The sequence below is a fragment of the Bacillus clarus genome (genome assembly GCF_000746925.1).
GTDB classification, from domain to species: domain Bacteria; phylum Bacillota; class Bacilli; order Bacillales; family Bacillaceae_G; genus Bacillus_A; species Bacillus_A clarus.
In genome coordinates this window covers 3,565,688-3,591,721 of sequence record NZ_JMQC01000008.1, presented here as the reverse complement: position 1 = coordinate 3,591,721, position 26,034 = coordinate 3,565,688, and the positions used below count along the sequence as shown (strand labels likewise).

Annotated in this window: 24 protein-coding genes, 3 pseudogenes and 1 riboswitch; of the genes and pseudogenes, 10 read left to right on the top strand and 17 right to left on the bottom strand. The window is 35.7% G+C overall.

Features of this window, described 5'->3' with window-relative positions; translation table 11 throughout:
* Positions 1–4: 4 nt before the first annotated feature.
* The 3 genes from phaQ to DJ93_RS19220 all read left to right on the top strand — a co-directional run bounded on the left by phaQ (position 5) and on the right by DJ93_RS19220 (position 1,569).
* A complete protein-coding gene (phaQ, locus tag DJ93_RS19230; protein ID WP_000903021.1) occupies positions 5–457 on the top strand; it encodes a poly-beta-hydroxybutyrate-responsive repressor in 453 nt (150 codons plus the stop codon).
* A 42-nt stretch (positions 458–499) separates the two neighbouring features.
* Positions 500–1,024: a polyhydroxyalkanoic acid inclusion protein PhaP gene (gene phaP / locus DJ93_RS19225; protein ID WP_042982614.1), complete on the top strand. Its 525-nt coding sequence runs from the start codon at positions 500–502 to the stop codon at positions 1,022–1,024.
* A 101-nt stretch (positions 1,025–1,125) separates the two neighbouring features.
* Positions 1,126–1,569 carry a MaoC family dehydratase gene (locus DJ93_RS19220; RefSeq protein WP_042982613.1) on the top strand — a complete coding sequence of 148 codons (444 nt, stop codon included), beginning with the start codon at positions 1,126–1,128 and terminating at the stop codon, positions 1,567–1,569.
* A gap of 40 nt (positions 1,570–1,609) precedes the next feature.
* On the opposite strand, the gene DJ93_RS30920 is transcribed toward DJ93_RS19220, so the two are convergent.
* A protein-coding gene (locus tag DJ93_RS30920; protein WP_152569956.1) for an IS3 family transposase occupies positions 1,610–2,964 on the bottom strand; the annotation gives its coding sequence in 2 pieces (ribosomal slippage) (positions 1,610–2,511 and positions 2,511–2,964; 1,356 coding nt in all).
* 203 nt (positions 2,965–3,167) lie between these two features.
* Between DJ93_RS30920 and DJ93_RS19205 the strand changes: the two genes are divergently transcribed.
* The 4 genes from DJ93_RS19205 (at position 3,168) to DJ93_RS19190 (ending at position 6,939) form a co-directional block, all read left to right on the top strand.
* A complete protein-coding gene (locus DJ93_RS19205; protein ID WP_000241212.1) occupies positions 3,168–3,353 on the top strand; it encodes an alpha/beta-type small acid-soluble spore protein in 186 nt (61 codons plus the stop codon).
* 112 nt (positions 3,354–3,465) lie between these two features.
* A complete protein-coding gene (locus DJ93_RS19200; protein ID WP_042982610.1) occupies positions 3,466–4,785 on the top strand; it encodes a TrkH family potassium uptake protein in 1,320 nt (439 codons plus the stop codon).
* Positions 4,786–4,823: 38 nt separating this feature from the next.
* A riboswitch (yybP-ykoY riboswitch) is annotated at positions 4,824–4,998 on the top strand.
* Positions 4,999–5,080: 82 nt separating this feature from the next.
* A complete protein-coding gene (locus DJ93_RS19195) occupies positions 5,081–5,878 on the top strand; it encodes a TerC family protein (protein ID WP_042982608.1) in 798 nt (265 codons plus the stop codon).
* Between the two features lie 209 nt (positions 5,879–6,087).
* Positions 6,088–6,939 (top strand): formate/nitrite transporter family protein, encoded by an 852-nt coding sequence (locus DJ93_RS19190; RefSeq protein WP_042982607.1) that lies wholly within the window; start codon positions 6,088–6,090, stop codon positions 6,937–6,939.
* A 28-nt stretch (positions 6,940–6,967) separates the two neighbouring features.
* Here DJ93_RS19190 and DJ93_RS19185 read toward each other — a convergent pair whose 3' ends face one another.
* From DJ93_RS19185 to DJ93_RS19145, 9 genes are all read right to left on the bottom strand, one after another.
* Positions 6,968–7,279: a cyclic-phosphate processing receiver domain-containing protein gene (locus tag DJ93_RS19185; protein ID WP_042982606.1), complete on the bottom strand. Its 312-nt coding sequence runs from the start codon at positions 7,277–7,279 to the stop codon at positions 6,968–6,970.
* 14 nt (positions 7,280–7,293) lie between these two features.
* Positions 7,294–8,016 carry a prepilin peptidase gene (locus DJ93_RS19180; RefSeq protein WP_042982605.1) on the bottom strand — a complete coding sequence of 241 codons (723 nt, stop codon included), beginning with the start codon at positions 8,014–8,016 and terminating at the stop codon, positions 7,294–7,296.
* Between the two features lie 113 nt (positions 8,017–8,129).
* Positions 8,130–8,840 (bottom strand): LutC/YkgG family protein, encoded by a 711-nt coding sequence (locus DJ93_RS19175; protein ID WP_042982604.1) that lies wholly within the window; start codon positions 8,838–8,840, stop codon positions 8,130–8,132.
* The gene (locus tag DJ93_RS19170) at positions 8,840–10,261 is read right to left on the bottom strand and encodes a LutB/LldF family L-lactate oxidation iron-sulfur protein (protein ID WP_042982603.1); all 1,422 of its coding nucleotides are present in this window, start codon (positions 10,259–10,261) and stop codon (positions 8,840–8,842) included. Before DJ93_RS19170 ends, DJ93_RS19175 begins: the two co-directional genes overlap by 1 nt.
* Positions 10,262–10,277: 16 nt before the next feature.
* Positions 10,278–10,997 carry a (Fe-S)-binding protein gene (locus DJ93_RS19165; RefSeq protein ID WP_042982600.1) on the bottom strand — a complete coding sequence of 240 codons (720 nt, stop codon included), beginning with the start codon at positions 10,995–10,997 and terminating at the stop codon, positions 10,278–10,280.
* Positions 10,998–11,164: 167 nt separating this feature from the next.
* The gene (locus DJ93_RS19160; protein WP_259300270.1) at positions 11,165–11,854 is read right to left on the bottom strand and encodes a FadR/GntR family transcriptional regulator; all 690 of its coding nucleotides are present in this window, start codon (positions 11,852–11,854) and stop codon (positions 11,165–11,167) included.
* A gap of 261 nt (positions 11,855–12,115) precedes the next feature.
* On the bottom strand, positions 12,116–13,516 hold the full coding sequence (locus tag DJ93_RS19155) for a sensor histidine kinase (RefSeq protein WP_042982598.1): 1,401 nt from the start codon (positions 13,514–13,516) through the stop codon (positions 12,116–12,118).
* Between the two features lie 3 nt (positions 13,517–13,519).
* On the bottom strand, positions 13,520–14,191 hold the full coding sequence (locus tag DJ93_RS19150; protein WP_042982597.1) for a response regulator transcription factor: 672 nt from the start codon (positions 14,189–14,191) through the stop codon (positions 13,520–13,522).
* Positions 14,188–15,159, bottom strand: coding sequence for a YncE family protein (locus DJ93_RS19145; protein WP_042982595.1), 972 nt, complete (start codon positions 15,157–15,159; stop codon positions 14,188–14,190). The genes DJ93_RS19150 and DJ93_RS19145 overlap by 4 nt, the downstream gene beginning before the upstream one ends.
* A gap of 136 nt (positions 15,160–15,295) precedes the next feature.
* On the opposite strand from DJ93_RS19145, the pseudogene DJ93_RS19140 reads away from it, so the two are divergent.
* The 3 genes and pseudogenes from DJ93_RS19140 to DJ93_RS19130 form a co-directional block, all read left to right on the top strand.
* A pseudogene (locus DJ93_RS19140) lies at positions 15,296–16,333 on the top strand (CdaR family transcriptional regulator); the annotation flags it as partial.
* Positions 16,334–16,451: 118 nt separating this feature from the next.
* Positions 16,452–16,820: pseudogene (locus DJ93_RS19135) on the top strand ((Fe-S)-binding protein); the annotation flags it as partial.
* A gap of 456 nt (positions 16,821–17,276) precedes the next feature.
* Positions 17,277–18,092 carry a CAP domain-containing protein gene (locus tag DJ93_RS19130; RefSeq protein ID WP_042982593.1) on the top strand — a complete coding sequence of 272 codons (816 nt, stop codon included), beginning with the start codon at positions 17,277–17,279 and terminating at the stop codon, positions 18,090–18,092.
* Between the two features lie 39 nt (positions 18,093–18,131).
* Here DJ93_RS19130 and DJ93_RS19125 read toward each other — a convergent pair whose 3' ends face one another.
* From DJ93_RS19125 to potD, 7 genes and pseudogenes are all read right to left on the bottom strand, one after another.
* Positions 18,132–18,737, bottom strand: a complete 606-nt coding sequence (locus DJ93_RS19125) for a DUF1648 domain-containing protein (RefSeq protein WP_042982591.1) — start codon at positions 18,735–18,737, stop codon at positions 18,132–18,134.
* Positions 18,738–18,828: 91 nt separating this feature from the next.
* Positions 18,829–19,752: an RluA family pseudouridine synthase gene (locus DJ93_RS19120; RefSeq protein WP_042982590.1), complete on the bottom strand. Its 924-nt coding sequence runs from the start codon at positions 19,750–19,752 to the stop codon at positions 18,829–18,831.
* A 98-nt stretch (positions 19,753–19,850) separates the two neighbouring features.
* Positions 19,851–20,267 (bottom strand): hypothetical protein, encoded by a 417-nt coding sequence (locus DJ93_RS19115; RefSeq protein WP_042982589.1) that lies wholly within the window; start codon positions 20,265–20,267, stop codon positions 19,851–19,853.
* Between the two features lie 199 nt (positions 20,268–20,466).
* Positions 20,467–21,836: pseudogene (locus DJ93_RS30915) on the bottom strand (IS1182 family transposase); the annotation flags it as partial.
* A gap of 129 nt (positions 21,837–21,965) precedes the next feature.
* On the bottom strand, positions 21,966–24,161 hold the full coding sequence (locus DJ93_RS19100; protein WP_042982587.1) for an MMPL family transporter: 2,196 nt from the start codon (positions 24,159–24,161) through the stop codon (positions 21,966–21,968).
* Between the two features lie 112 nt (positions 24,162–24,273).
* The gene (locus DJ93_RS19095; RefSeq protein ID WP_042982586.1) at positions 24,274–24,921 is read right to left on the bottom strand and encodes a phosphatase PAP2 family protein; all 648 of its coding nucleotides are present in this window, start codon (positions 24,919–24,921) and stop codon (positions 24,274–24,276) included.
* Positions 24,922–24,979: 58 nt separating this feature from the next.
* A complete protein-coding gene (potD, locus tag DJ93_RS19090; RefSeq protein WP_042982585.1) occupies positions 24,980–26,029 on the bottom strand; it encodes a spermidine/putrescine ABC transporter substrate-binding protein PotD in 1,050 nt (349 codons plus the stop codon).
* Positions 26,030–26,034 lie beyond the last annotated feature (5 nt).

Below are 26,034 nucleotides of genomic sequence, written 5' to 3'. Positions count from 1 at the left end.
AATCATGCTACATAATGAACCAGAACAACGCGAAAGTTTGGAAAACAACCAAGCGAAACAACCAAACTCCATGCCAAAAAACTTCTTAGTTCCTTTCTTACTTCTCTGTCTAAAAGACTGGAGTCTTCACGGTTACAAACTCATTCAAATGCTAATGGACATCGGCTTTTCTTCTGTTGACCAAGGCAATGTGTATAGAACATTGCGCAAGTTAGAAAAAGAAAATCTCATTTCTTCCACTTGGGATACAAGTGAAGGCGGGCCAGCGAAACGAATTTATTCTTTAACAGAATATGGAGAGAAGTATTTAGCAACATGTGCAACTTCTTTTGAGCATTATCAAAATATGCTGCGGACGTTTTTCACGTTATATACGAACGCATTCTTTCCATTTGCCACTTCTCCAGAAAAGGATGAAAAGGATTCTTCATCTTCACCTGGTGGTACAGCAGAGTAATCTGCGTTCACAATATGCAAAAAAACATTTGGAGGTCAAACAATGGAAACTAAACCATACGAACTGGTCGATGCATTTTGGAAAAACTGGTCTCAATCCCTTTCCCTATTCTCTTCAGCAGGGAAACAATTAGAACAACTTACTTTAGAAACGTTAAAACAACAGCAAGATGCTTTGCATAAATTAACAGCAGGAGTAGATGAACTTGAAAAAGAACTACAACAATTCACTGCTCAATTGAACAGCCAATATACAGACTACGTGAAACAATACACTGGAAACTCCTTAAATGATCAAATTAACGAGTGGCAAGAAAAATGGAATGAACTTTCTAACCATATTCATCAACTTACCGTCTCTCCTACGAAAACATCTTTGTCTATTCTTACTCAAACGAGTGGACAATTTGGAGAAACAACAAAACAATTTATTGAACAACAGCAATTACAACGTGAAGAGGCTCAAAAACAGTTAGAAGTTTTTTTGGAAGAGTTCAAGTCCAAGCAACTGGAACTCGCAAAAAAGTTCGAGGAAAACTCAAAAAATCTATTTACTTCCATCAAGTAAGAAAAATGTGGCAACTTACTACAGCACAAACGAAACTCTTTCTTCCTCCTATTACATCTAGATGGCTTGCATTTTTCGATATGGAAAAGAAGGAGGACAACATGAATCCATTTCAAGAAGCACAAACCGTTCCGGAGCTTCGTTACGATGAGATTCAAGTTGGTGATCAAGCATCACTAACAAAAACAATTACGGATGAGGATATTATCAATTTTGCAAAATTAACTGGAGATGTGAATCCAATTCATATTCTAGATTCTTTTGCAAAAACGACAATATTTAAAGAGCGTATCGCCCATGGCATGCTCGTTTCAAGTTTTATTTCCACTATACTTGGAACAAAATTACCTGGCAAAAACACGATTTATTTAGCGCAAAATGTTTCATTTCGCGCTCCTGTCAAAATCGGTGATACATTGCGCGTAGTGGCAGAAGTTATAAAAAAGCGTGATGATAAAAAAATCATTACATTACAAACCAATATATACAACCAATCAAATGAAGTTGTCGTTGAAGGTACAGCAACAATATTGAAAAAAGAGTAGCAAATGAAGTGACCCCTAAAAGTTAGACACGGTTATTTCATTAGGCAGCTTGATAAAAGTGAGTCCGGTATTGTACCGGGCTCATTTTTAATTTTGCCTTAATCCGTTTCGTATTATAATAATCTATATATTTTTCTAATTCTATTTTAAAGTGCTCTACATTTTCAAATTCTTTTATGTAGAGGAACTCCGACTTCATAATCCCAAAGAAATTTTCTATTACTGCGTTGTCGTAACAGTTGCCTTTTCGAGACATACTCTGGACGATAGCTCTTGATTCAAGAGTACGGACGTACTGTCTCATTTGATAATGCCATCCTTGATCCGAATGCATCAGTAGCTGGTGGGTTTCAGGTAAACGTTCCAATGCTTTCTCTAACATGTCTGAAACAAGCGAATACGTCGGTCTAGAACCAATTGTATAGGTAATAATTTCACCATTATACAAATCTAATACAGGTGATACATACAGTTTTTCTCCAAACAATTTAAACTCTGTGATGTCTGTTACCCACTTTTGATTCGGTGCATCTGTATGTAAATTACGCTCTAAAATATTCGGTGCAATTCTACCGACTTTTCCTTTATAGGATTTATATTTCTTCATACGCACAACACACTTTAACCCAAGCTCTTTCATAATACGCTGAACCTTCTTGTGGTTCACTTTCTGGCCACGATTCGTTAATTCATCACGAATGCGACGGTAACCATAACGACCTTCATTTTCCTCATAAATCGCTTTAATCTCAGCTTTCAAATCGGCATCTACATCTGGACGATTCATTTTCTTTACTAAATCATAATACGTGCTTCGAGGAATAGTAGCTAGCTCCACGAGTGCCTTCACCGAATATTTATGCCTTAATTCATAGACTACTTGCGCTTTGTCTTGTTTTGTGATTTTTCCTTGTTTTGAACTAAGGCATTTAACTTTTTTAAGTACTCATTTTCCATCTCAAGCTGTTTAATGCGTGCTTCAAGTGCTTCGACTGACCCTTCAGCTAAAGGTTGTTTTAATTGTTTATTTGAATCTTTTTTCATGGATGGACGCCCCTTTTTCTTAGATTGAAGGGCATCAATTCCTTGTGTTTCGAGCTGTTTTTTCCAAACAGAAATCGTTGAAGGGGCAGGAATATTAAAGATAGCTGCCGTCTCAAATAAGGACATACCGTTTTCAATCATAAAGTTTAGTACGTCTAGTTTAAATTGTTGTGTGTAATTTGTACATCGTTTTAGAAAAGCTTCCAGACCATTCTGTTTATATTGGTTTACCCAATTCAAAATGATTGTGTCACTTATACCGAGCGATCTACCCATTTCTCGATAACTTTCATTTCCGTTCAAATAACGTAGAACGATTTGTATTTTTTCATCAGCTGTAAATTTAGCCATAGAAAAACTGCACCTCCAATTGTTAGACTGTGTCTAACAATTGGGGTGCAGTTCACAAATTTGCTACTCTTTTTTCTATCCAAGAACTTCTAATGGAGTCGATTACTTCCGCGTATGAGCCTATCGATAACACATACACTAACGATACCAGCTTATATAGAGCGCTTATATAAACTGGATTACAAATAAGGATGTGTCTCAAAATGGTAAAAACAAACAAATTACTAGTTCCAGGTGCAGAACAAGCTCTTGAACAATTTAAATATGAAATCGCACAAGAATTTGGTGTAAGCTTAGGATCTAATACAGCATCTCGCTCTAACGGTTCTGTAGGTGGCGAAGTAACAAAACGCCTTGTCGCTTTAGCTCAACAACAATTGCGTGGATAATTATATAATATATGGCTTAGAGGCAGATTCTTCTGCCTCTTTCTTTATTAACATACATCATGCACCTTTTTTACATACTAGGAAGAGTAAACCGAAAGGAACGATATATGACATGAAACGGATTAATATTGGCATGAGTCCTCCCCGCGTTCTTACTTTATCTTTTATCATGCTCTCTCTCACTGGTACATGCTTATTAAAGTTACCGATTGCTACTACAACTTCTATTTCATGGTTAGATGCTTTATTTACAACTGTTTCCGCGTGCACTGTTACAGGATTAGGTGTGGTAGATACAGGAAAAGTATTCACTTTGTTTGGACAATGCGTGATTTTGGCACTCATACAAGTCGGAGGACTTGGTATTATGAGCTTTGCCATTTTAATCGCCATTATGCTCGGCAGGAAAATCGGTCTTCAAAATCGGATATTATTACAACAAGCATTAAATCAAACAAATGTTGGTGGGGTCATTCGCCTCGCAAAAGCTCTATTTATATTTTCTTTTACGGTCGAATGCATCGCTACTTTGCTTCTTTCCTTGGAATGGATTCCAAAATACGGTATTGCGAAAGGGATATACTATAGTTTTTTCCATTCTATATCCGCCTTTAACAACGCTGGTTTTTCTATATGGAGTAATAATTTAATGTCTCACTCCCATAGTATTCTCGTTAATCTCGTTATTTCTTCTCTCATTATTTTAGGGGGAATTGGTTTTACCGTGATCGTAGATATAAAAAGAAAGAAAAACTTTAAAAACCTTACTTTGCACTCAAAACTCATGCTCTCATCTACTCTTATCGTTAATATTATTGCTACATCCCTTATTTTTATATTCGAATTTCATAATTCAATCTCTATGAGGGGATTTACACCATTTGAAGAGGGCATGGCTGCTTATTTCCAAGCGATTTCCACCCGAACCGCTGGATTTAATACGGTTGATATCGCCGTACTATCTAAGCCCTCCCTTTTATTAATGATGCTTCTTATGTTTATTGGAGCTGGTAGTGCTTCAACTGGTGGTGGGATTAAGTTAACCACTTTTTTAATTATGTTATTTGGCGTACTAAAATTTCTCCAAGAACAAGAGGATATTGTCGTTTTTAAAAAATCCATTAAAGATGCTCTAATTGTAAAATCATTAACGATTACAGTTATTTCGATCTCATTTATTTTTCTTTCGATTTTAATCTTAAGCATTACTGAGCGAGTCCCGTTATTAATGAGTGCCTTTGAAGTATTTTCAGCGTTTGGAACTGTCGGCCTCAGCATGAATCTAACCCCTCATTTAACAATAATCGGGAAAACGATTATAATCTTTATGATGTTTTTTGGAAAAATGGGTCCTTTAACATTAGCTTTTTCATTTGCACGCAAAAAACAACGAAAAATAAAATATCCAAATGAAGATATTTTAACAGGTTGACAACCGTATAAATTATCCATATAATGAAAATACAATAACATATTTCCAAAGGGGAGTAGCGTCCAAGAATTTTTTCTTGGAAACAAAGTCGTCATTACGTAGAACTTAGTTCTTCCGGCTTTGTTGGCATTTTCATTACATATGTCTAGCAAGACCTTTGCCTATCAACGGCAGAGGTCTTTTTTGTATTTTTTACCAATTTCTTCCACCGTTGATAAGCAGGAGTATGGGAAACCTAAACAGTGGGGAACTTCTTCGCTTGTTTAGAATTTATAGAAATGAGAGGAGAATGTACATGGATGTATCATTATTATTGGAGTATGGTTGGGTATTACTCATCCTAATTGCGCTCGAGGGGATTTTAGCGGCTGATAACGCACTCGTTCTTGCAATTATGGTAAAACATTTACCAGAAGAAAAACGAAAGAAAGCACTATTTTACGGATTAGCAGGAGCCTTTGTTTTCCGCTTCGGATCACTATTTATGATTTCATTCTTAGTGGACGTATGGCAAGTGCAAGCAATTGGTGCGATTTACCTTATGTTTATCGCTGGTAATCATTTATTTAAAACTTACGTTAAAAAGAATGCACACGAAGAAACAGAAGAAAAAGAAACAGAGAAAAAACAAGAGAACTTTTGGTGGACTGTATTTAAAGTCGAAGTTGCTGATATCGCCTTCGCAGTTGATTCAATTCTAGCTGCTGTTGCATTAGCAGTGACTTTACCGAAAACAGGATTAGGTACGATTGGTAGTCTTGATACAGGACAATTCCTTGTTATCTTTACAGGTGGGCTTATCGGTTTAATCATTATGCGATTTGCAGCATCCGCTTTCGTACAAATATTAAAACGCAAACCAGGACTCGAAACTGCAGCGTTCTTAATTGTTGGCTGGGTTGGTGTAAAATTAGCAGTTTATACGCTAGCACATCCTGCTTTAAATGTGCTTCCACATTCTTTCCCAGAATCAACGCCATGGAAACTTACATTCTGGATTGTATTAGTCGGAATCGCAGTTGGCGGTTGGTTCTTCTCTAAAGATGTAGAGGCAGAACAAGTACAAAAGAATTTAGACGAAAAAGCGCTGTAATTACAGTGCTTTTTCTTTTTCTCTCGTTTCAATCCCCTCTCTATTTTTAGAAAAAATTCCATTATACTACCTTTTGTAAGCGTTTTCCCTTTGCATCTATGTCCTTTTTGTGAAACATCGCACAAACTTATTGAAACTAAGAACGAATCCATGTACTTTATTCATATAAGGAGTATTAATAGATGATGTACTAAAGGAGCGTATTACTTATGCTAGAACAAGGATTGAATTACGTTGTAAAGCTAGCGCAGCAAAAAAAACAAATGCTTGATACAAACCCAATGCAATATTTCATTCGTGCTGCACTCGCTGGCATCTATATTGGATTTATTATTGTACTATGTTTTAAGTTAGGTAATTTCTTTCATATTGCAGATTCACCAGCAACATATTTAGCTGCTTCCATGTTTTTCGGCATTGCACTCGTACTAATTATATATGGCGGCGCTGAACTATTTACAGGAAATACAATGTATTTTACAGTGGCAACTTTAAGAAAAGAAACAACTGTTTCCGATACACTTCGCAACTGGGGTGCTTGCTACGCAGGCAACTTAGCGGGCGCTTTATTCTTTGCCTTACTATTTTACGCAACTGGAATTTTTGAAGCAATTGATTATGGACATTTAATGAGTAAAGTCGTTGAAGGAAAAATGGGTACACCAACAATGCAATTATTCTTTAAAGCAATTTTATGTAACTGGCTTGTATGTCTTGCTTGTTTCTTACCTTCTCAAGTAAAAGGCGACACAGCAAAAATAATGGTAATGATGCTACTCGTTTTCACATTCTTTTTATCTGGCTATGAGCATAGTATCGCAAACTTATCATTGTTTGCATTATCTTTAGTTTCACCACATCCTGATACAATTACTTTTGCTGGAGCTATTCATAACTTAATCCCAGTTACAATCGGTAATATTATTGGTGGCTCTGTATTTGTCGGTATGGTATACCATTACTTAACAAAGAAAGCACCTGATGCTAAGACAGAGGAAATTGAATTAGAACCAGCTCAACAAGAAGAAATCATACCTTTACAAGCACATATGAAACATTAAAACTCCAAGGTATTTACTTTGGAGTTTTTTAACCTCCTACATATTTCACTTCAATATGAGGGTGAATTTCACCTTGTTCTTTTCCTTTCTTTATTCTCTCCTTCATACGATGCATACCGATGACATCGTTTGTATGGAGGTAGATTTCATTCACATATAAGCCTTCTTTACAAAAAACTTCTACAAAATCTAGACCGTTTTTTTGACGCCATCCCATATTAAAATCAAGAGAGATAATGTTCACTTTATTATTTCGAACAAATTGTAATGCAGTTTCTACCGTAGACGCCAAAACATAGCCGAACGGACAACTTCTTTGATCATCCATATATACATTCATTTTTTGCTTCCCCTTTATTTCGAATATACAATCAACATATAACATACCGTTCCAATAGCGATAAACGGTCCAAATGGCATTGGCTCTTTTACCGTTATGCGCTTTAATAACAAACTGACTTTAAAAAAACAAAAACCGAAACAAGAAGCTAAACAAAGCGTAATAAAAATCCCTTTCACCCCTATTATAAAACCGAGCAAAGAAAGTAATTTCACATCTCCACCACCAAGCCCTTTTGGATGTATTCTCTGGATAATATATAGCGTAACAAATATAGTTCCGCCTCCCGTTACACTATCTCCCCAAAAGACTAGTGGTACAAAAATACATTCTATAATAAGTAAACAACCGAAATAAATTAAAATACGATCTGGTATTAACATATACACAAGATCGGTCACTGTAATAATAAGGAGTAAAGAAAATAACGATAAAACGACAATTAACTCTTTTTCTATTCCAATTATATATGCAGTTAGAAGAAATAAGCTTCCTGTTACAGCTTCAAATAATATATACACATTTGGTATTTTCTTTTTACAATACGTACAGCGTCCTTTCTGCAACCAAAATGAAATAATCGGGATAAGTTCTTTCGGTTTTAATGCATGCTTGCAGTAATGACAATAAGATTGCGGGGTCACAATAGATTTTCCTACCGGAACCCTTATAGCTATGACCATATAAAAAGAACCAAGAACCACCCCTGCCAAAAATGCATATAAATAAATGAACATCCTTTCCTCTCCTTTCCCTCAAAAACATAGCAAAAAAAGGAGAGAACTTCTACTTCGTATTATCTTTATTCTACTAAAAAAGCAGGCCGTTTTCTGGCCTGCTTTCCCCTGTTTTATACAATAAAATATACTGCTTTTAATGGTCCATGTACCCCAACCACAAGATTCATTTCAATATCAGCGGAGTTACTTGGTCCTGTTATAAAGTTAATACAAGATGCCACTGCTCCATCGTTTTCCACACGAGAGTTCATATCTTGAACTGCTTGCGTAATACGAGGTACAAGTGTTTCACGCGGAATGATTGCAAAGTATACAGTCGGTAAAAAGTGTAAAGAACGTCCTTGTCCTTTATGACTTTGTACAACAATTGTACCGGATTCCGCTAATGTGTAATCACTAAATGCAATACCGATATTCGCTTTCTCTGCTAAGCGTATATTCTCTTCTTTTTTCTCAGGGTCCCATACATTTACTTCAACGTTTTGTTTTGGTAGTTCTTCTTTAAATAAAGACATTAATCCATATGAGTCAAAACGTTCATCTGCTGATAATAAAATAGGGCCTCCACCATTTTCAGCAATGACGTTTTGAATATCTTTGCTTAAACGATCGCTTGTCGTTTCAACAACAGTTGTATGAATGTTTGTACATTGCTTTTTAAATACTTCTAACAATTCTTCTTCCGAATAACCTTTTAACGTTTCTACGTTCACATTATTTTTCCATACTGGACGCTCTACGCCTTCTGTCTTCCGCTCACGCCCAAGCTCTTTTGCAATATTGTCTAGAAAGGACTCACGGTTTTGAATTAATCCTGTCATTATTTATCGCCGCCTTTCTTATGCTCTTTATACCAATCACGGAATCTTTCTTTACTTGGAGCTGGAAATTCACGAATATCTGTCCAATTTTTAAGTGGCCCAACACCTTTTGATACACGGTTACCAGATGTAAATGGACTCATTGCAGCCGGTGCCATTTTCGATCCCATTTTATATAAAGCTGCTGAAGAAGCACCCATACTAAACATTTTCATTGCAAGTTTTTCCGCAAGTGGTGCACGTCCCTCTTGCTCAACGATGACTTGGCGATGTTTTAATAACAAATCATGTAATGGAATTTTCACCGGACAAGCTTCTGTACATGCTCCGCATAAACTAGATGCATAAGGAAGTTCTTTGTAATCGTCATATCCACCTAAAAGTGGTGTTAATACTGCACCAATTGGTCCTGAATAAATAGAACCGTATGAATGTCCACCAACGTGACGATATACAGGACAAACATTAACACAAGCAGCACAGCGAATACATTGCAGCACTTGACGGAATTCAGATCCAAGAATTTGAGAACGTCCATTATCAACAACGACTAAATGGAACTCTTCAGGTCCATCTACTTCTTCTTCTTGAATTGGTCCCGCTACTGTTACATAACTTGTTAACTTTTGACCTACTGCACTACGGCAAAGCAAGCCAACAAGAACGTCCAATTCCTCCATCGTCGGTACCATACGTTCCATCCCCATTACCGCAATTTGCGTTTTAGGAATAGACATAACTAGATCCGCATTCCCTTCATTCGTTACTAGACAGAGAGAACCTGTATTGGCAACAGCAAAGTTACATCCTGTTACCCCAATTTCAGCATCTATAAATTTCTCACGAAGTTGTTTACGAACAAACTTCGTCATTTCGTATGGATCATCAGAATTTTCATATCCAAGTTTTTCTTTAAACACATCACGAATTTGCGTTCTATTTTTATGAAGGGCAGGTGCGATAATGTGAGAAGGTGGATCGTTATCCACTTGCAGGATGTACTCTCCTAAATCACTCTCTAGCACTTCGCAACCAATTTCTTCAAGGGCATGATTCATACTTATTTCTTCAGTTACCATTGATTTTGATTTTACAACTTTTTTCGCTTGTTTCTTTTTCGCAACGTCTTGAATATACTTTGCTGCTTCCTCTTTCGTTTTCGCAAAGTAAACATGCCCGCCTCTTTTTGATACATTTTCACTTAACTGCATTAAATAATAATCAAGATTTTCTAACGTATGTTGACGAATTTGTTCACCTAGTTCACGCCACTCTTCCCAGTTTCCTAATTCGTCAGCTGCTTTTAATCGATTTGTATATAAACGTGTTTGCGCAGAAGATACGGCCCCACGCATAAACGAATCTTGAATTCCATCGCCAACACGATCATTAAATTTTTTCTCACTGATTTTCATAGACATAGCTTATGTTCCCCCTTCATGAGCGACTATTTAATACCTCAGCAATATGCATTACTTTTACTTCTTTACCTAAGCGCTCAATACGTCCGCCAATGTTTAACAAACACCCACAATCTGCACCGATTAAATAATCTGCGCCTGTTTCCATAACACTATCAACTTTCTCATCTACCATTTGCTCAGAAATTGGCGTCATCTTAACTGAAAACGTTCCCCCAAAACCACAACAATTTTGTACGTTTGGTAGTTCTTTTACAGTTAATCCTTTTACATTTGATAGTAAAATTCCTGGTGCTTCTTTTACTCCAAGCAGTCGTGTCATATGACAAGATTTATGAACAGTTGCAATCCCTGGTAAACTAGCACCAACATCTGTAACTTTTAAAACATCTACAATAAATTGTGTAAATTCGTATGTTTTATCAGCTACCTTTTGTGCACGTGCAGCCCATTTTGCATCATCTTTAAAAACGTGTGGATACTCGTGAAACATTGTCGCACAAGAACCAGATGGCGTAACAATATATTCTGCATATTCAAAAGTTTCAATCATATGTTTCATCGCTTCTTTTGCTGCTTCTACATGGCCACTATTATAAGCAGGTTGACCACAACAAACTTGTGCTTCTGGAAATTCAATTTCACAACCTAAACGCTCCAACACTTCAACTGTTGCTTTCCCGACGCTTGTTTCAAACATATCGACTAGACAAGTAACAAATAAAGTAACTTTCATAATTAGTATTCCCCCTCATTACAACTTCGCCAACAAACATATGGTCATCAGATGACTAGGTAAAGAAGAAATAGGCTCAACCATAGCCTAATCTTCCCTTTTCTAAAGAAAACGCTTACTTAATCTTTCTCTATTTTATCAGAAAAATGGAATTTTTAAAGATTAAATTACGAATTTATATCGCTTTTACCTGTGACAATATGTTCTACATTTGTTAAATGATTTAGCATCGCTTGCTGTGCGTATTCCACATCTTGCTTCAACACCGCATCATATATAACTTGATGCTCTTCTAAAAGTCGTTCTGCTGTTGTTTGTTCACCATATAAAATAATGCGTCTTGATTCACCAATCGTTTCAGCAATCATCTCTGAAACGTGATTCATCAGTTCAAGTAAGATGTTGTTATGTGAAGATTCTGCAATTCCCATATGGAACTTAAAGTCTGCTTTTTCTCCAGCCTTTTCATCTCCAATACTCTTTGCCATCTCATCTAACCAATGTTTCATATTTTGCAAATTAGCTTCCGTACGTTTTGCCGCTGCTGCTCGAACTGCCCCCACTTCAAGCACCTTACGTACTTCTAATAAATTCAAAATATCTTCTTTCTTCATTAATAACGTATTATTCAATGACTTTGTTAATGAAGAAGAATCAAAATTCTTCACATATGTCCCTTCTCCTTGTTTCATTTCAATTAATCCCATCGCTCTTAGCGCACTTAGCGCTTCACGAACAGCAGATCTACCAACTTGAAACTGCTCAGCCAATTGATGAACAGGAAGAAGTTTGTCACCAGGTTTTAACGTACCATTTTTGATCATTGTTAAAATAGCTTCAGATACCTCTTCGTAAATTTTTTTTGGTTTAATAGATTTGTACTCCAGTTAAATCACCTCAGTATCTTCCAAACAACAATTAAAACGATTTATAAGAATTTAGCATCCATTACTATTTTAGAACGAATTGTTAAGAAGTACAAATGTTTTGTTCATAATTCTGTCAAATTTTTGTTATATGGAGGGAATTACTGGTCATTTTATCCACTAACGGAATACCCCTCTTTTTTCCATATCAATATTCTATCATTTACTTATAATCAAAAAGCATGTTCTCTATTAGAACATGCTTTCCTCATCTTGCAATTTTAACCTTATTGTAACCGTAGTTCCCTTTCCTTTTTCGCTTACTATTCGCCACTGCCCATCATGTATATGCACAATTTGTTTTACAATTGCAAGCCCTAAACCTGTTCCCCCATGCTGACGACTTCTCGCTTTATCTACTCGGTAAAAACGCTCACCAAGCTGTTCTAAATGTTCAGCCTCAATTCCGATTCCCGTATCTTTTATTTCTAACTCACAATACTGTTCTTTTTTCTCTAAGTTTATTGTGATATTCCCATCTTGATTTGTATAGCGGATCGCATTATCTAGCACATTATGAAGCACCTGTTGCATACGGTCCTCATCAATCATTACGATAATCTCTGGATTTAAATTCGTTGAAATATGAATTTGTTTTTCTATAAACTGCAATTCATACGTTTCTAAAACATCCTCAATAAGCTGAGAAAATACGGTCGGTTGCTTCTTTAATGGAAAATGCTCGCCTTCTAGCTGCGCTAAATCTAATAAATCATGCACGAGTCGCTGCATACGATCAGCCTCTTTATGAATAAGCTGTGTCACTTTTGACTGCTGTGGTCCCTTTGCCACACCATCTAAAATTGCCTCGCTATATCCTTTAATATAACTAAGCGGTGTTCTTAGTTCATGCGAAACATTCGCTAAGAACTCTTTACGTTTTGCATCTTCTGTTTCCAATGCATTTGCCATTTTATTAAATGCTTTTCCTAACCGTCCAATCTCATCTTCTGAAGAAATCGTAATTCGCTCGGAAAAATCTCCGGTTGCCATATGATTTGCAACCCGCTCCATTTGTGAAAGTGGCTTCGTAATCGCAATGATAATTTTTCTACCAATCCATACTGTAAGTAAAATCATAACAAGTGCTAACGGTGCTAAAATAAGTCCCATATCATATATTAAATCTTTTATGCTTTTTAATGGAATATACGAGTATACAATACCAACTAATTTCTTATTTTCTAAAACAGGAATAACTACTCCCATAATATTGCGATGAAAATGTTCTTCATACCCTACTTTTGTAACTGTCTTTCCATCTAACAATGTTTGTCTATCGTCTTCACTTATAAGAGAATGATAATGCACATCAAAAGGTAAGCATGCACTTAAATCACGAGGATTATTCACAAAAAGTATATCCGCACTAGATATGCGATCAAATGCTTGCACTTTCTCCTCAAATACTGATATGTTTTCATGATTATCATATTGAGAGACAAGACGCTTTCCTTCCATGACTAATGAGTCTTTAAGATTTTCAACATACAACTTCTCATATGAATAGAGCGACACGAAATAAAGGAAAGAAACTGTTACACATACTGCACATACTACTGTAAGCCAGAGCTTTTGTACCATCGTAAACATACTCTACACCTCAAACTTATAACCTACACCCCAAACGGTTTGAATGTAGTTTCCGCTTTCTCCGAGCTTTAAACGCATTGTCTTCACATGTGTATCTACCGTTCTTGTACTTCCTGCATAATCATATCCCCATACTTTCTCAAGTAATTGTTCACGGCTAAATACTTGTCCATTATGCTGGCACAGAAAATACAGCAAATCAAACTCTTTTACTGTAAGCGGGATAATCTCACCATTCGTCTCAATTCGTCTGCTTTTTTCGTTAATAACGATCGGTCCGAATTGAACTTCTTCTTGCTGTTCTTGCTTCGTATATCTCCTTAAAACAGCCTCCATACGAGCGATTAATTCACCAGGGCTAAATGGCTTCACAATATAATCATCTGCTCCCATTCGTAAGCCATTCACCCTATTCCACTCTTCACCTTTTGCAGTTAAAAATATAATAGGCACATCTGATGTTTTTCGAATCTCTTTACAAACTGAAATCCCGTCCATCTCCGGCATCATAATATCCAGTACGACAAAATCATAATGATCTTTTTCTAACTTTTGGAGAGCATCTTTACCATTTTCAGCTTCTCCCCACTCATATCCAAAATTATCCAAATACATACCGACAAGTTGTCTCATATCACTCTCATCATCTACAACTAGCACCCTATATTTACTCATTGTCCCTTCCCTTCTCTCTCTATGAGTTGAAATGGCCCTTTTCCTACTTTAATTGTTTGTTTTATTTTCATATCCTTCATATCCATTACAAATACTTCATCACTATCATAACTAGCTACATAACCTTCTGCACCACTTTTCAAAAATGCAAATGGGTTTGAACCTACTTCAGCCTTTCCTACTTCTTGATAAGTACGTACATCAAACTTTCTAAGCGTATTTGATCCATGACTTAACGTATACACATACTTTCCATCCCCTGTTATACTCACAGGCATGAATGGCGCGTGTAAAGAGCGTATCATCTCTCCGCTTTGTAAAGAATAAACTAAAACTTTCTCATTCACTTGAGTTCCATCACCATGTCCACCAATCCATATTTCTGTTCCATTCGCACTAACTATCGCTCCTGTTGAAGCTGGCGGAATCATAAAAGATTGGACAACTTGCTTTTTCTTAATATCAATTGTAGTTAATTTCGTATCATAAAAATTCAATATAGATAATTGCTTATTATGCTCTACCATCGTTAACGGGCCTTTTCCAACTGAAACACTACCCGTTTCTTTCCCATTTATCGTAAAGAATCTTATCTTTTGTTCGTTTTGATCAGCCATAAACAATTGTTTTTCGTCATCTGATACGATAACATTCGTAATTCCTTTTCCTGTCTTATATTTTTTCACTTGTTTGCCTTCAGTAAGTGAGTATACATACATATATTCTAACTGCTTACCATATACGAGCATATCCTCACCATTTGGAAGTATTGTAACTCCTGTAATCGGTTCATTTAATTCCCATATAGCTACTCGTTTTTTCGATTTTTTATCAATAAAACTAACGCTACCTTCTTTTATATTCGTTGTAATAATAATACTTTTTTCTTTAGCAATTGGTGTATATGAACTACCGCGACACCCTACTAATAGAAATAAAAAACAAAGAAGAAAAAAATGCTTTCTCAAAAGATTCCCTCCATCTTCGGATGATTTCGTTATACTTGTAAAATAACAAATAAATGTGTGGAAAGTGTGAAGTCTTCCTATCTTATTAAAATTACATATATAATGTACAACAAATAGAATTTGAGGGGTACAAATTCTGCTTTTTCCTGATTTAGCGAATAAAATTGTTCGTGAAGTACGAAGGTTACTGACTGAGAACATTATTATTATGAATATACAAGGTACGATTATTGCAAGTACAGATGCTGAACGTATCGATCAATTTCATGAAGGGGCCCTTCGTTGTGCAAAGCAAAAGAAAACCGTCATTATTACAAGAGACGATGAGCAACGTTTACAAGGAGTAAAAGCGGGCATGAATCTTCCACTCCTATTTCACGATGAAGGAATTGGTGTCATCGGGATAACCAGGGAACCTGAAAACATTTCACAATACGGGAAAATATTGAGAAAGATGACTGAGTTACTAATTCATGAAAACTATTCCTTAGAACAATTAGAACTCGAACAACACTCCTATGAAGCATTCGTTTTTGATTGGCTCCAAAGTAAAGATTGGTCCGCAAGCTTTCTAGATCGCGCAAAAACACTTGGCATTGATTTATATAAAGAGAAACAACTCATTTTATTTTCCATCGACCAAAATGATGCGATGCTACAACAAAAAATTTGGCAACATATACGCAACATATTAACAAAGGATGATTTATTTGTTCGCTGGGGGAACGATCGGTTTATTTTATTTATGAAGATGAATTCAAAAAAACAAACCTTTCAATTTCTAAATCGCTTAAAACAAGACTGCGAAACTTTATTTTCTATTACATTATATATCAATATTGGGCAAACCGTTATGCCGAGTAATATGAACGTATCCTATGAACAAGCATTACGTGCTCTTTCTGTTTCCCTTGAAACAAAAGGAATTGTATTTAATGAAGATTTACGCTTAGAAATGTGTTTACAAGATATTTCTACTGAAACCCGGAAGGAATTTCTTCAGCGTACGATTGAAAACTTATTATCATCAACTGAGCTTATGCATACTTTGCGCCTATTTATTGATTACAATCAATCTTATAAACAGACAGCAGAACAATTACATATACACATTAATACGTTGCATTACGGATTGAAAAAAATCGAGGAACAAACAAAAAAAGCAAAAAAACAATCTAATCTTTAGTTGATTATCCATAGAAAGAACTCCCCTACTTTTTTATCATTATAGTGAAAGCACTGTTACAACGTTTTTATTATTGCGAAACACGTTAACAGTTTGAGGGGGATTTCTAATGTTAGAAAAGCAAATTATTACGTATCAAGATTCTTGTCACTTACGTAATGTCATGCGAACATCTTCCGAGCCACGTATGTTACTACAAGCAATTCAAGGCATAACATATCGCGAAATGAAAGATGCAGATCGCTGTTGTGGTTCAGCTGGTATTTATAATATTGTTCACTCTAAATTATCGATGGAATTTCTAAATTATAAAATGGATCGCGTTCATGAGGCAGACGCAGCAACAATTGTTACTGCAAATCCTGGTTGCCTATTACAAATGAAACTAGGTATTGAACGTGAGGAGCTTTCTCATAAAATGCGAGGAATTCATATTGTAGATTTACTATTAGAAGCAATTGAAAACAACTCGTAACATACGTAACAATAGGAAAACGGCTATCTCTTTCGTCTATGTAAAGAGATAGCCGCTTTTTTGTCCGCTACAAGATTAAAAATATGTTACTTTCTAATAAAAAAGAACAACAGAAATATTACAGTTTTGTTAAAAAGCATCCATTATATTCCTCCGAAAAACTCATAAACCCTTGATACAATAGGTTTCTTATTTTTTTATATAGGTAAATACATCCAGAAAATGACCTTTTGAGGCAAGGCTGAAAATGCTGAAAATTCCTTTTACACTCTAGTTTTCTCCCTTTTTCTCTTCTCTACTTCTCTAGGATAAATTAGGTAATTTTTAAGTCTATGAATTTTTTTCCATCTTTTTTATCGCAATTTGTATGCTACGATGAATTTGTCAGTCAGACAGGCTGTCAAAAAACAATTCGTGTGAAAACAATTTAAAACTTTATATAGGGGGACACACATCATGAAAAAGCGTGTTTTATTATCTGTAGCTGCTGCAACAGCTCTTACTTTAGGAGTATCATCTTTAGATGCACAAGCTGCAACAGTACAACCATCTAACATAAAGGTTCAAAATATTCAGCATTCTAAAGTTATTATGAAGCAAATGAACCAACAAGAGTTACAAGCATACTTACAATCTATGGGAATCGAATCTTTAGCACAGTGGAATCAAGGTCAATTCCAACAAAATTGCTTCATTCCTGGACAACAACCAAATGTACCAGCTGAAAACGTAGTTACTGAGCCAACAACGAAACCAGAAACTACGAAACCAGTAGAACAAAAGCCTGCTGAAGAAACAGCGAAGCCAGAAGCTCAAAAACCAGCTGAAAACAACAATACTCAAAACGAGACACAAAAACCTGCTGAGCAAAAGCCTGCTGAAGAAGCAAAATCTTTAAGCGAGTTCGAACAACGTGTTGTTGAATTAACAAACGCTGAGCGTGCAAAACAAGGCTTACCAGCACTAAAAATCGACACTGAATTAAGCAAAGTAGCACGTATCAAATCTGAAGATATGCAAAAAAACAACTACTTTGATCATAACAGCCCTACATACGGGTCTCCGTTTGACATGATGAAGAAATTTGGTATTTCTTATACATCTGCAGGTGAAAACATCGCTCAAGGCCAACGTACTCCTGAAGAAGTAGTACAAGCTTGGATGAACAGCGCTGGACACCGTGCTAACATTTTAAATAATGGCTTCACTCACATCGGTGTTGGTTATGTAGAAAGCGGAAACTACTGGACACAACAATTTATTACGAAGTAAATAGAACAAAAGAGTCTTCTCCTAAAAGGAAGACTCTTTTTATGTTTCATAGCTTTCTATTATATATGAGTACAAAATGCATAACATAAACAGAATAGATCCGCAGCTTATTGCACTAATTAAGAAGTAAAAACCCCACCTAAGATTCAAAAATAACGAAAATAATATTATGCATGCCATCATTTGAAAAATACGACGACTAAATAAACGTATTTTCTGTAACTTCATCGGTTCCTCTTCTGCTTCCTTTCTTTTTTTAAATCCTTTGCTAAGCATAAAAAGAAACACACTAATCCCTATCGTCAGTCCCGTTTGAAACGATATAACATTCTCTAAATTAATAAAGAGAATTAGCATATGAATAAACAATATAAATACAGTTACATTCCTTATAAATCCCATTATAATAACATGATGATCCCCATTAAACTTATATATATGATGTGAAACTACATAGGCCAATCCATATAACAAAACAACAAAAAAAGGAATAATAAAGACAACAACCTGTTTCGTTACAAACTCATTCGGTTCACCACTTTCGTTCCAGTGTACCGCTAAGTAATTTGGCAAATAAGGATAAAGACATATCGTAAATAGAAGGCAAGCACAAAATATCCCCAGTGTATATTTATATTTTACCAAGTAATTTTCACCTCTCTTTTCTATTTACGGCTTCGCTCCTTATCAAGAATTTCCTGCAAAAATCTACTTTCCTCAACGTAAAAGCTGTATTTTACTTATTTAATTTTTGAAAAGACTTCAAAACATCATGTAAATGAGCAGAGAATGGAACTTCTACTGTTATCTCTTCTTTTGTAATTGGATGTAAAAAATTAATTCGCATCGCATGTAACGCTTGACGAGACATATACGTTTTTTGTCCCCCATATAATACATCTCCAATTAACGGATTTCCATTATGACTCATATGAACACGAATTTGATGTGTTCTACCTGTCTCTAGTTGCAACGTTACAAGTGTCACATCTTGTTTCTTAAAATAGCTCTCAACCTTATAATGGGTTACAGCTTGGTCACCTTTTACAGATACACGGCGTCTCGTTGCATGGTGTCTATCTCTCCCAATTGCTGCATCAATCTTACCTTGTTTCTTTTTAACTTTTCCCTCTACAAGTGCTGCATATGTTCTTTTAATTTTCCGTTCCATTAATAAACGATCCATAATAGCACCAGCTAATCTATGTTTTGCAAATATGATACCACCTGTCGTATCTTTATCTAATCGATGAATATGGCGGACTTTCGTCTCTAAACCTTGCATTTGGAAATGAAAAGCAACAAGGTTTGCAAGTGTTCCCGTCCCATTTTTTTCAGAAGGATGCGTATCCATTTGCTCAGGCTTATTTGCGATTAACACATGATCATCTTCAAATATTACATCTAAATCCCCATACTCTGGTTGAACTCCATACTCCTCTCTCGCGAACATATGGACTTGCAATTTATCTCCTTCTTTTAAAAACTCGTTCCATCGCTTTTGCTCCCCATTAACTGTAACTCCTTTTTCCATACGAAGCTCATGTAATAATTTTTTAGGTACTTCCCACTCTTCTTTTAACAGCGATTCAATACTTATACCATCCCAGTTAGCAGGAACTGTAATTTCGCACCATTCGCCCTTTTTCTTAGTTTCCATACTTTATCACCTTATTTCTATTGATTTCCTTATTGTAACGGAAATCGCTCTATGATGCACCGTCAAAAATAAGAGACAGCCTAATACTAGACTGTCTTTTATGCTCTGAGCCTCTTCATCTCGCGTAATATCTCTTCTGCCTTCTGTTCATATGATAAATCTTTAAAGAAATCCGCTAATCGCTTATAGTCGTTATACGTGTCTAATAAATTGTCCATTGTTTCACATTTTACAACTTTCGGTTTTTGTTTTACCTTAACTGGATATCGATATCCAGATAACTCATGGATTTTATAATACTCTTCTTCCACTTGAATTACTTTTACAAGTTCCTCTTCTTCCGCATCCATCGTATACCCGTCAAATTCTCTAAGTAATTCATAAATAATATGAGTCCATTCATCTTTTGGATAAAATCCTTTTTCTAACCGATAACCGACAATGCGATACATATGACCATCGTTTTCTGCAAACTGTACAGTATCATTTAACTTAAACTTAAAATAACGAAACATTGTCTTCACCTACTTATATATGTATTGTTCTTACCACATACTATTTACAAAATATAGGGGTGACTATTCATAAAAAAACACTCATCCATAAGATGAGTGTTTTTAACAGAGTGTTTGGAAACCCTTTAGGGTTTCCTACACTCTGGAATGTATGAATTCTGAAATTCGTACAAAATAGTAATACATGATAAAAACACAAAAAATAGCCCTTCACCTGACCCTTTTTGGTCAGGTGAAGGGCTATTTTTTTCATGTTTTGGCAGGCTGCAGTGAGATAGGCCTGCATTTGGACATACTTCACCCCTCGAAACCGGGCATACCGATAGCCATGTAGTTCTTTGGCATCCGCAAAACTCCGCTCAATTGTAGAACAGCGTACTTTATATAGCTTTTTACCCGTACTTGTTAATTTGTTTTTTCTTGCGATATCTTTATATTCTTCCCAAATATGATGCGTAATGACTTTTTGTTTTTGTTTCTCTGAGAAACATTTATCACGCAATGGACAAACGGCACAATCTGTTGGATTAGATTTATATTGACGGTATCCTTCTCGATCCGTTGTCGCATATTCTAAAATACATCCCATTGGACAGGCAAATACGTCTGTTTCTTCTTCATATTTAAATTGACTTTTTGGTACTTCTTTATTCCGTTTTCCAAATCGGCGATACCCCATCACCATAAATATATTCTGTTCTGATAATTTCTTACAGATATAACCTGTAAAATAACCGGCATCAAGTGCTACAGCTTCAACTTCGAATCCAAATTTATCAATTTGAGCTTGGAGGCGTGCTAAATACGGCTCGGAATCCGCTACATTTCCAGCCGTTATATAGGTATCTGTAATCACATTGTACTTCGCATCAGTCGTACGATGATCTAAGAAATGAAAACCGTTCGGTTTTCCATCCCTCATTAAAAAGCCACTATCTGGATCAGTTGTACTTATACGAATTTTTTTAGTAGGGGTATCACTTTCCTTTCTAGGTTTTAATTCTTTTTTTCATGAGCTTCACGATCTTCCATAACCGCAGCCTCTAGTTCCTCTATATAAAACTTTGGCTTTTCTTTTTTAAATTTATGTACAAATTTATTTTTATTGGCATTCGCTTTAATGTGCGTAGAATCTGTCATCAAGGCACGTCCTCCCACCATACGGTGTTCCGTCGCTTGACGTACAATTTCATCAAAGATTTCTTCAAATATATTTGTATGAATAAAGCGCGTACGGCGATTCCAGCTGATGGTAGAATGATTTGGAATTGGATCTGATAGGGAAAATCCTAAAAACCAACGGTAAGCAATATTGGTTTTAATCTCTTTTTCTAGTTGACGTTCTGAGCGAATACCGTAAAAATATCCAATAAACATCATCTTAAATAAAACGATTGGATGAATAGAAGGACGTCCATTATTTTCACAGTAATAGGGGCGTAACTTCTCTTCAATAAAATCAAAGCTGATTGTAGCTTCAATCGCACGAAGAAAATGGTCTTGTGGAACTAATTCTTCTACAGAAACTGATACACGTTCATCACGATGATTTTTTAATGCACCCATCATAAAAAACCTCTCCTTTTCCTCTTTTTTATCAGTGTTGACACATAAAAAGAGGTTCAGACACAAAACAAGGCTGTGGAGAAGACTTTCTCCACAGCCTGAAAAAAACACTCATCCATAAGATGAGTGTTTTTAATCTGATGATTTTACTTTTTTCTTCCGAAATGGTAGCCACCAATTCCAATCTCCAAACATTTTCATTAAACTTGGTACGAGCATAAGACGAATAATGGTCGCATCAAGGAAGATTGCTAATGCTACACCAAGCCCCATCTGTTTTACTGGTAAAATATCCGTAAATGCAAACGCGCCAGTTACAACAATCATAATTAACGCAGCTGATGTAATGATACGACTCGTTGATACAAGCCCTTCTAACGTTGCCTTATCGTTATCTTTCGTTTCTTCATATAACTCATGAATGCGTGAAATAAGAAATACTTCATAGTCCATACTCAGTCCAAATACAAGCCCGAAAATAAAGATTGGTAACACGAATAAAACCGAACTTTGTTCTAATCCGAAATGACCGCCTTCAAACAACCAAATGACAATTCCAATCGTCGCGCTTAAACTAAGTACATTCATAATAATGGCCTTGATCGGAATGAGTATAGAACGGAATGCGAATAATAAAATAACAAAGGTCGATCCGAATATAACCGACATACCAATTGCCACTTTATCTTTAATCTCATCTTCTAACTCTTGTTGGAACGTCGTCATTCCGCCTAAATAATAAGTAACATCATTTTCTTTATATTTCTCTTTAAAATCACGTACCCATTGTTTAGCTGCTTCCGTGCGTGGTTTCCCATCTAAATAGACTTGAATTGTCGCCTTGTTTCCTTTCGTATACGCTTCAAATATTGGGTTTATTTTAGCAGCTTCTTGAGTTTGTAACATACCTGCGACTTGTTCCGCTTTCATTCCATTTAGCTCATCATATAAACTTTTCACCTTATACACTTGCTTATCTTCCTTCAGCTTTTGAACAACATTTTCTATCTTTTGCAAGCTTTCTTTCTCTGTTACATTTTTCTTCGTTTCTACTACTAATGTAACATCCGCATGCGTTTTTATAATTTTATTAAACGCATCTTCATATTTCTCATACGCGGCTCTTGTATCACTCTTTTCTGGCAAAGCCTCAACACCAGGAAATTGAAGATTAGCAGTACGCAGTGGTAATAAGCAAATGACAATAAACGTTGTCACAGCGATAACCATTATGACTGGATGTTTCATAACAAACTGTGCAAATTTACGCCATACATTTGATGGAGTAGGTGCTGTTTGATTCTTTTTTAATATTCTTTTACCAATTAAAGATAACAGTGCAGGAAGAAGTGTGAGTGAAAATAAAATACTCATAATGACAACAATCATCCCACTAATGGCAACAGATTGGATATAATCTATTTCAAAGAAGAATAAACCTGATAAACCGACAAATACACATAAACCTGAAAATACGATGGCCCGTCCTGCAGTTTGATAAGTAGTTGCGATTGCTTCCTTGACTGTTCGTTTTGCTACTTCCTCTCGAAAGCGATTTACAAATAAAAGTGCAAAATCAATAGATAGTGCAAGCCCAATCATTGGCGCCACATTTAAAACGAAAATAGATAACTCTTTATCACTACCTATAAAATATAAAATACCCATCGTACTAATAACACTAAGTGCCCCATTTAAAATAGGCAAAATGGATGCTAGAAGACTACCAAATGAGAATAATAGTACGAGGAAGGCAATCGGTAAACCGATCATTTCCGCTACTTTTAAGTCATTTTGTGTTCTTTCATTAATCTCTTGGTTAATTTTCGGGAAACCTGTCGGTGTTACTTTTAATACATCATTACTTTCCTTCTTAACTTCCTCAGCAAATTGTAATGTCTTTTCCATTCTCTCTTTATTTGTTTTCCCGGAAAATAAAATGGTCGCATACCCTATATCATTTTGTAACATCTCTTTATTTTGCATTGGATGGTGGAAAGACTCGTATGACTCTTTCTCCTTTATTTCATTTACAATTCCCTCTATACGTTTCTGAAACTCCTCATGTGAAATCCCTTTCTTCTTCTCAAAAACGAGTAGGAGCGTATCTTGAGATTGCTTAAAATCTTTATCTAAAATAGCTTTTGTCGTTTGATAATCTCCTTCTGTTTGAAAACCATCGCCGCCTAATACACCAGGAAGTTTTGGAGCAAAAATCCCAAGCGCTATCGCTAATAAAACTAATACAGCTATCACCGTATAGCGAAATTGATAAAGAAAATTCCCTACTTTCCCCCATATATCTATTTTATGTACATTTGTCTTCACACATCTCCACCTACTTTTATATAATTCGAGCGTCTCATTATACTGTATCATATCTTTAGGTAAACAAAAAACATCCGAAAAAACCATACTAATAGTTTTTTTCGGATGCTTTTTATCTCTCTTTATTAAGTCCTAATCTCTCAGAAAGTAAACGATGACAATAAATTGCTATGATTAACAAAATGCCACCTAGGCAGTAGCCTGCTAAAATATCAGTTGGATAGTGAACATTTAAAATAACTCTACTTAATCCAATCCATATAATTAATATCCCCATCAAGATCGTAATAACATATTTCCCAGCTACATCTTTTACGTTTGCAGCAATGATATAAGCGAGAAAACCAAATGTAACAATGGATAGCATTGCATGTCCACTCGGGAAGCTATAACCAAGTGCATCTAGCGCTTCATTTAACGTTGGACGTTCCCTTTTCACAATTTCTTTTATCCCTTTATTTATAAGGTGTGTCGTTAATATAGCCATTGGATATACAATCATAGTAGCATAATAACGCTTCTTCCAAAAAATAAACAAACTTATAACGAGCGTAGTTGTTATCCCAATCGCAGATCCTAGCTTTGTAAAGTATGAGAAAAATGTAAGTGAGCTTTCTGTTTGTAATCCTTTTACCATCCCGCGGACATATGTATCCATGATTGTAACACCACCTGCTTGTACTCTCCAAGCGATAATGGCAAATACAACAAATAATAAAACCATACACATTAACTCATATTGATGTAACTTTTTCTTCAAAAGATTTCCTCCTGCTATGAAAAAATGCGATTTCTATTCAGAAACCGCATCTTCTTACTTATTTACCTTTTGTTTTTAGCTCTGTCCAGTAACGATCATAGTCTTTTAACTTATCGTCTACATCAACAAGCCATTCTGTACGATTTAATTCTTCTGGTGTTAAGAAAATCATGTGATTGTCACGATATTCTTTACTATGAAGAGGACGAGCTTTTTCATTTGGATTACTATATCCAATTGACTCGTAGTTTTTCACACTTACTTTTTCATCTAATAAGTAGTTCATAAACTTCTCTGCAAGTTCTTTATGTTTTGCACCTTTTGGAATTGCTAACGTATCAGCCCAAATTGTACCGCCTTCTTTTGGCACAACATATTCTACATCTTTATTATCTTTTGCGATAAATGCTGCATCTCCAGACCATACAGTACCGATCCAAGCATCTTCTGTAATGAATTTTTGTTTAATATTATCTGTATCAAATGCTAATAAGTTTGGAAGTAGCTTCTGTAAATCAGTAGCTGCTGTCTTTAACTCCGCATCAACTTTCGTGCTATTTGAGAATCCGTTTTTCTTAAGACCCATTCCTAGTACTTCACGAGAATCATTTAATAAAGTAACATGCCCTTTATATTTCTCGTTCCATAAATCCGTCCAACTTGTAGGCACTTCTTTCACATACTTTTTATTGTATGCAATACCTGTTACACCCCAAGTGTATACTAGAGAATACTTATTCTCCGGATCAAATGCAGGTGTTTTAAAGTTTGAAACAAGGTTCTCGATGTTCGGAATATTCTTCTTATTCAAAGGCTCTAGTAAGTCCATCTTCGCCATTGTTTTAACCATGTAATCTGAAGGCTGAATTAAATCATATTTCGCACCGCCAGCTTGTAATTTTGCAAGCATTTCTTCGTTACTTGCGTATTTATCATAGTTAATTTTCACGTTATATTTCTTTTCAAAATCTTTTAAAACTTGTTCATCAAAGTTGTCAGCCCAGCTATAAATATTCAATTCTTCTTTCTTCTCGCCACAGCCAGCAAGTACACCTGCAACAAGGCCAAAGCTAATAGCTGCGCTAGCTAATGTCTTCATCAATTTCATCAATT

Bases quoted from the DNA above. Each gene is read 5' to 3' on its own strand.
- DJ93_RS19195 (WP_042982608.1), top strand. From the start codon at position 5,081: ATGGATGTATCATTATTATTGGAGTATGGTTGGGTATTACTCATCCTA.
- DJ93_RS19165 (WP_042982600.1), bottom strand. From the start codon at position 10,997: ATGAAAGTTACTTTATTTGTTACTTGTCTAGTCGATATGTTTGAAACA.
- DJ93_RS19155 (WP_042982598.1), bottom strand. From the start codon at position 13,516: ATGTTTACGATGGTACAAAAGCTCTGGCTTACAGTAGTATGTGCAGTA.
- DJ93_RS19185 (WP_042982606.1), bottom strand. From the start codon at position 7,279: ATGAATGTATATATGGATGATCAAAGAAGTTGTCCGTTCGGCTATGTT.
- DJ93_RS19200 (WP_042982610.1), top strand. From the start codon at position 3,466: ATGAAACGGATTAATATTGGCATGAGTCCTCCCCGCGTTCTTACTTTA.
- DJ93_RS19205 (WP_000241212.1), top strand. From the start codon at position 3,168: ATGGTAAAAACAAACAAATTACTAGTTCCAGGTGCAGAACAAGCTCTT.
- DJ93_RS19190 (WP_042982607.1), top strand. From the start codon at position 6,088: ATGCTAGAACAAGGATTGAATTACGTTGTAAAGCTAGCGCAGCAAAAA.
- phaQ (WP_000903021.1), top strand. From the start codon at position 5: ATGCTACATAATGAACCAGAACAACGCGAAAGTTTGGAAAACAACCAA.
- DJ93_RS19130 (WP_042982593.1), top strand. From the start codon at position 17,277: ATGAAAAAGCGTGTTTTATTATCTGTAGCTGCTGCAACAGCTCTTACT.
- DJ93_RS19115 (WP_042982589.1), bottom strand. From the start codon at position 20,267: ATGTTTCGTTATTTTAAGTTTAAGTTAAATGATACTGTACAGTTTGCA.
- DJ93_RS19150 (WP_042982597.1), bottom strand. From the start codon at position 14,191: ATGAGTAAATATAGGGTGCTAGTTGTAGATGATGAGAGTGATATGAGA.
- phaP (WP_042982614.1), top strand. From the start codon at position 500: ATGGAAACTAAACCATACGAACTGGTCGATGCATTTTGGAAAAACTGG.
- DJ93_RS19180 (WP_042982605.1), bottom strand. From the start codon at position 8,016: ATGTTCATTTATTTATATGCATTTTTGGCAGGGGTGGTTCTTGGTTCT.
- DJ93_RS19175 (WP_042982604.1), bottom strand. From the start codon at position 8,840: ATGACAGGATTAATTCAAAACCGTGAGTCCTTTCTAGACAATATTGCA.
- DJ93_RS19170 (WP_042982603.1), bottom strand. From the start codon at position 10,261: ATGTCTATGAAAATCAGTGAGAAAAAATTTAATGATCGTGTTGGCGAT.
- potD (WP_042982585.1), bottom strand. From the start codon at position 26,029: ATGAAATTGATGAAGACATTAGCTAGCGCAGCTATTAGCTTTGGCCTT.
- DJ93_RS19220 (WP_042982613.1), top strand. From the start codon at position 1,126: ATGAATCCATTTCAAGAAGCACAAACCGTTCCGGAGCTTCGTTACGAT.
- DJ93_RS19120 (WP_042982590.1), bottom strand. From the start codon at position 19,752: ATGGAAACTAAGAAAAAGGGCGAATGGTGCGAAATTACAGTTCCTGCT.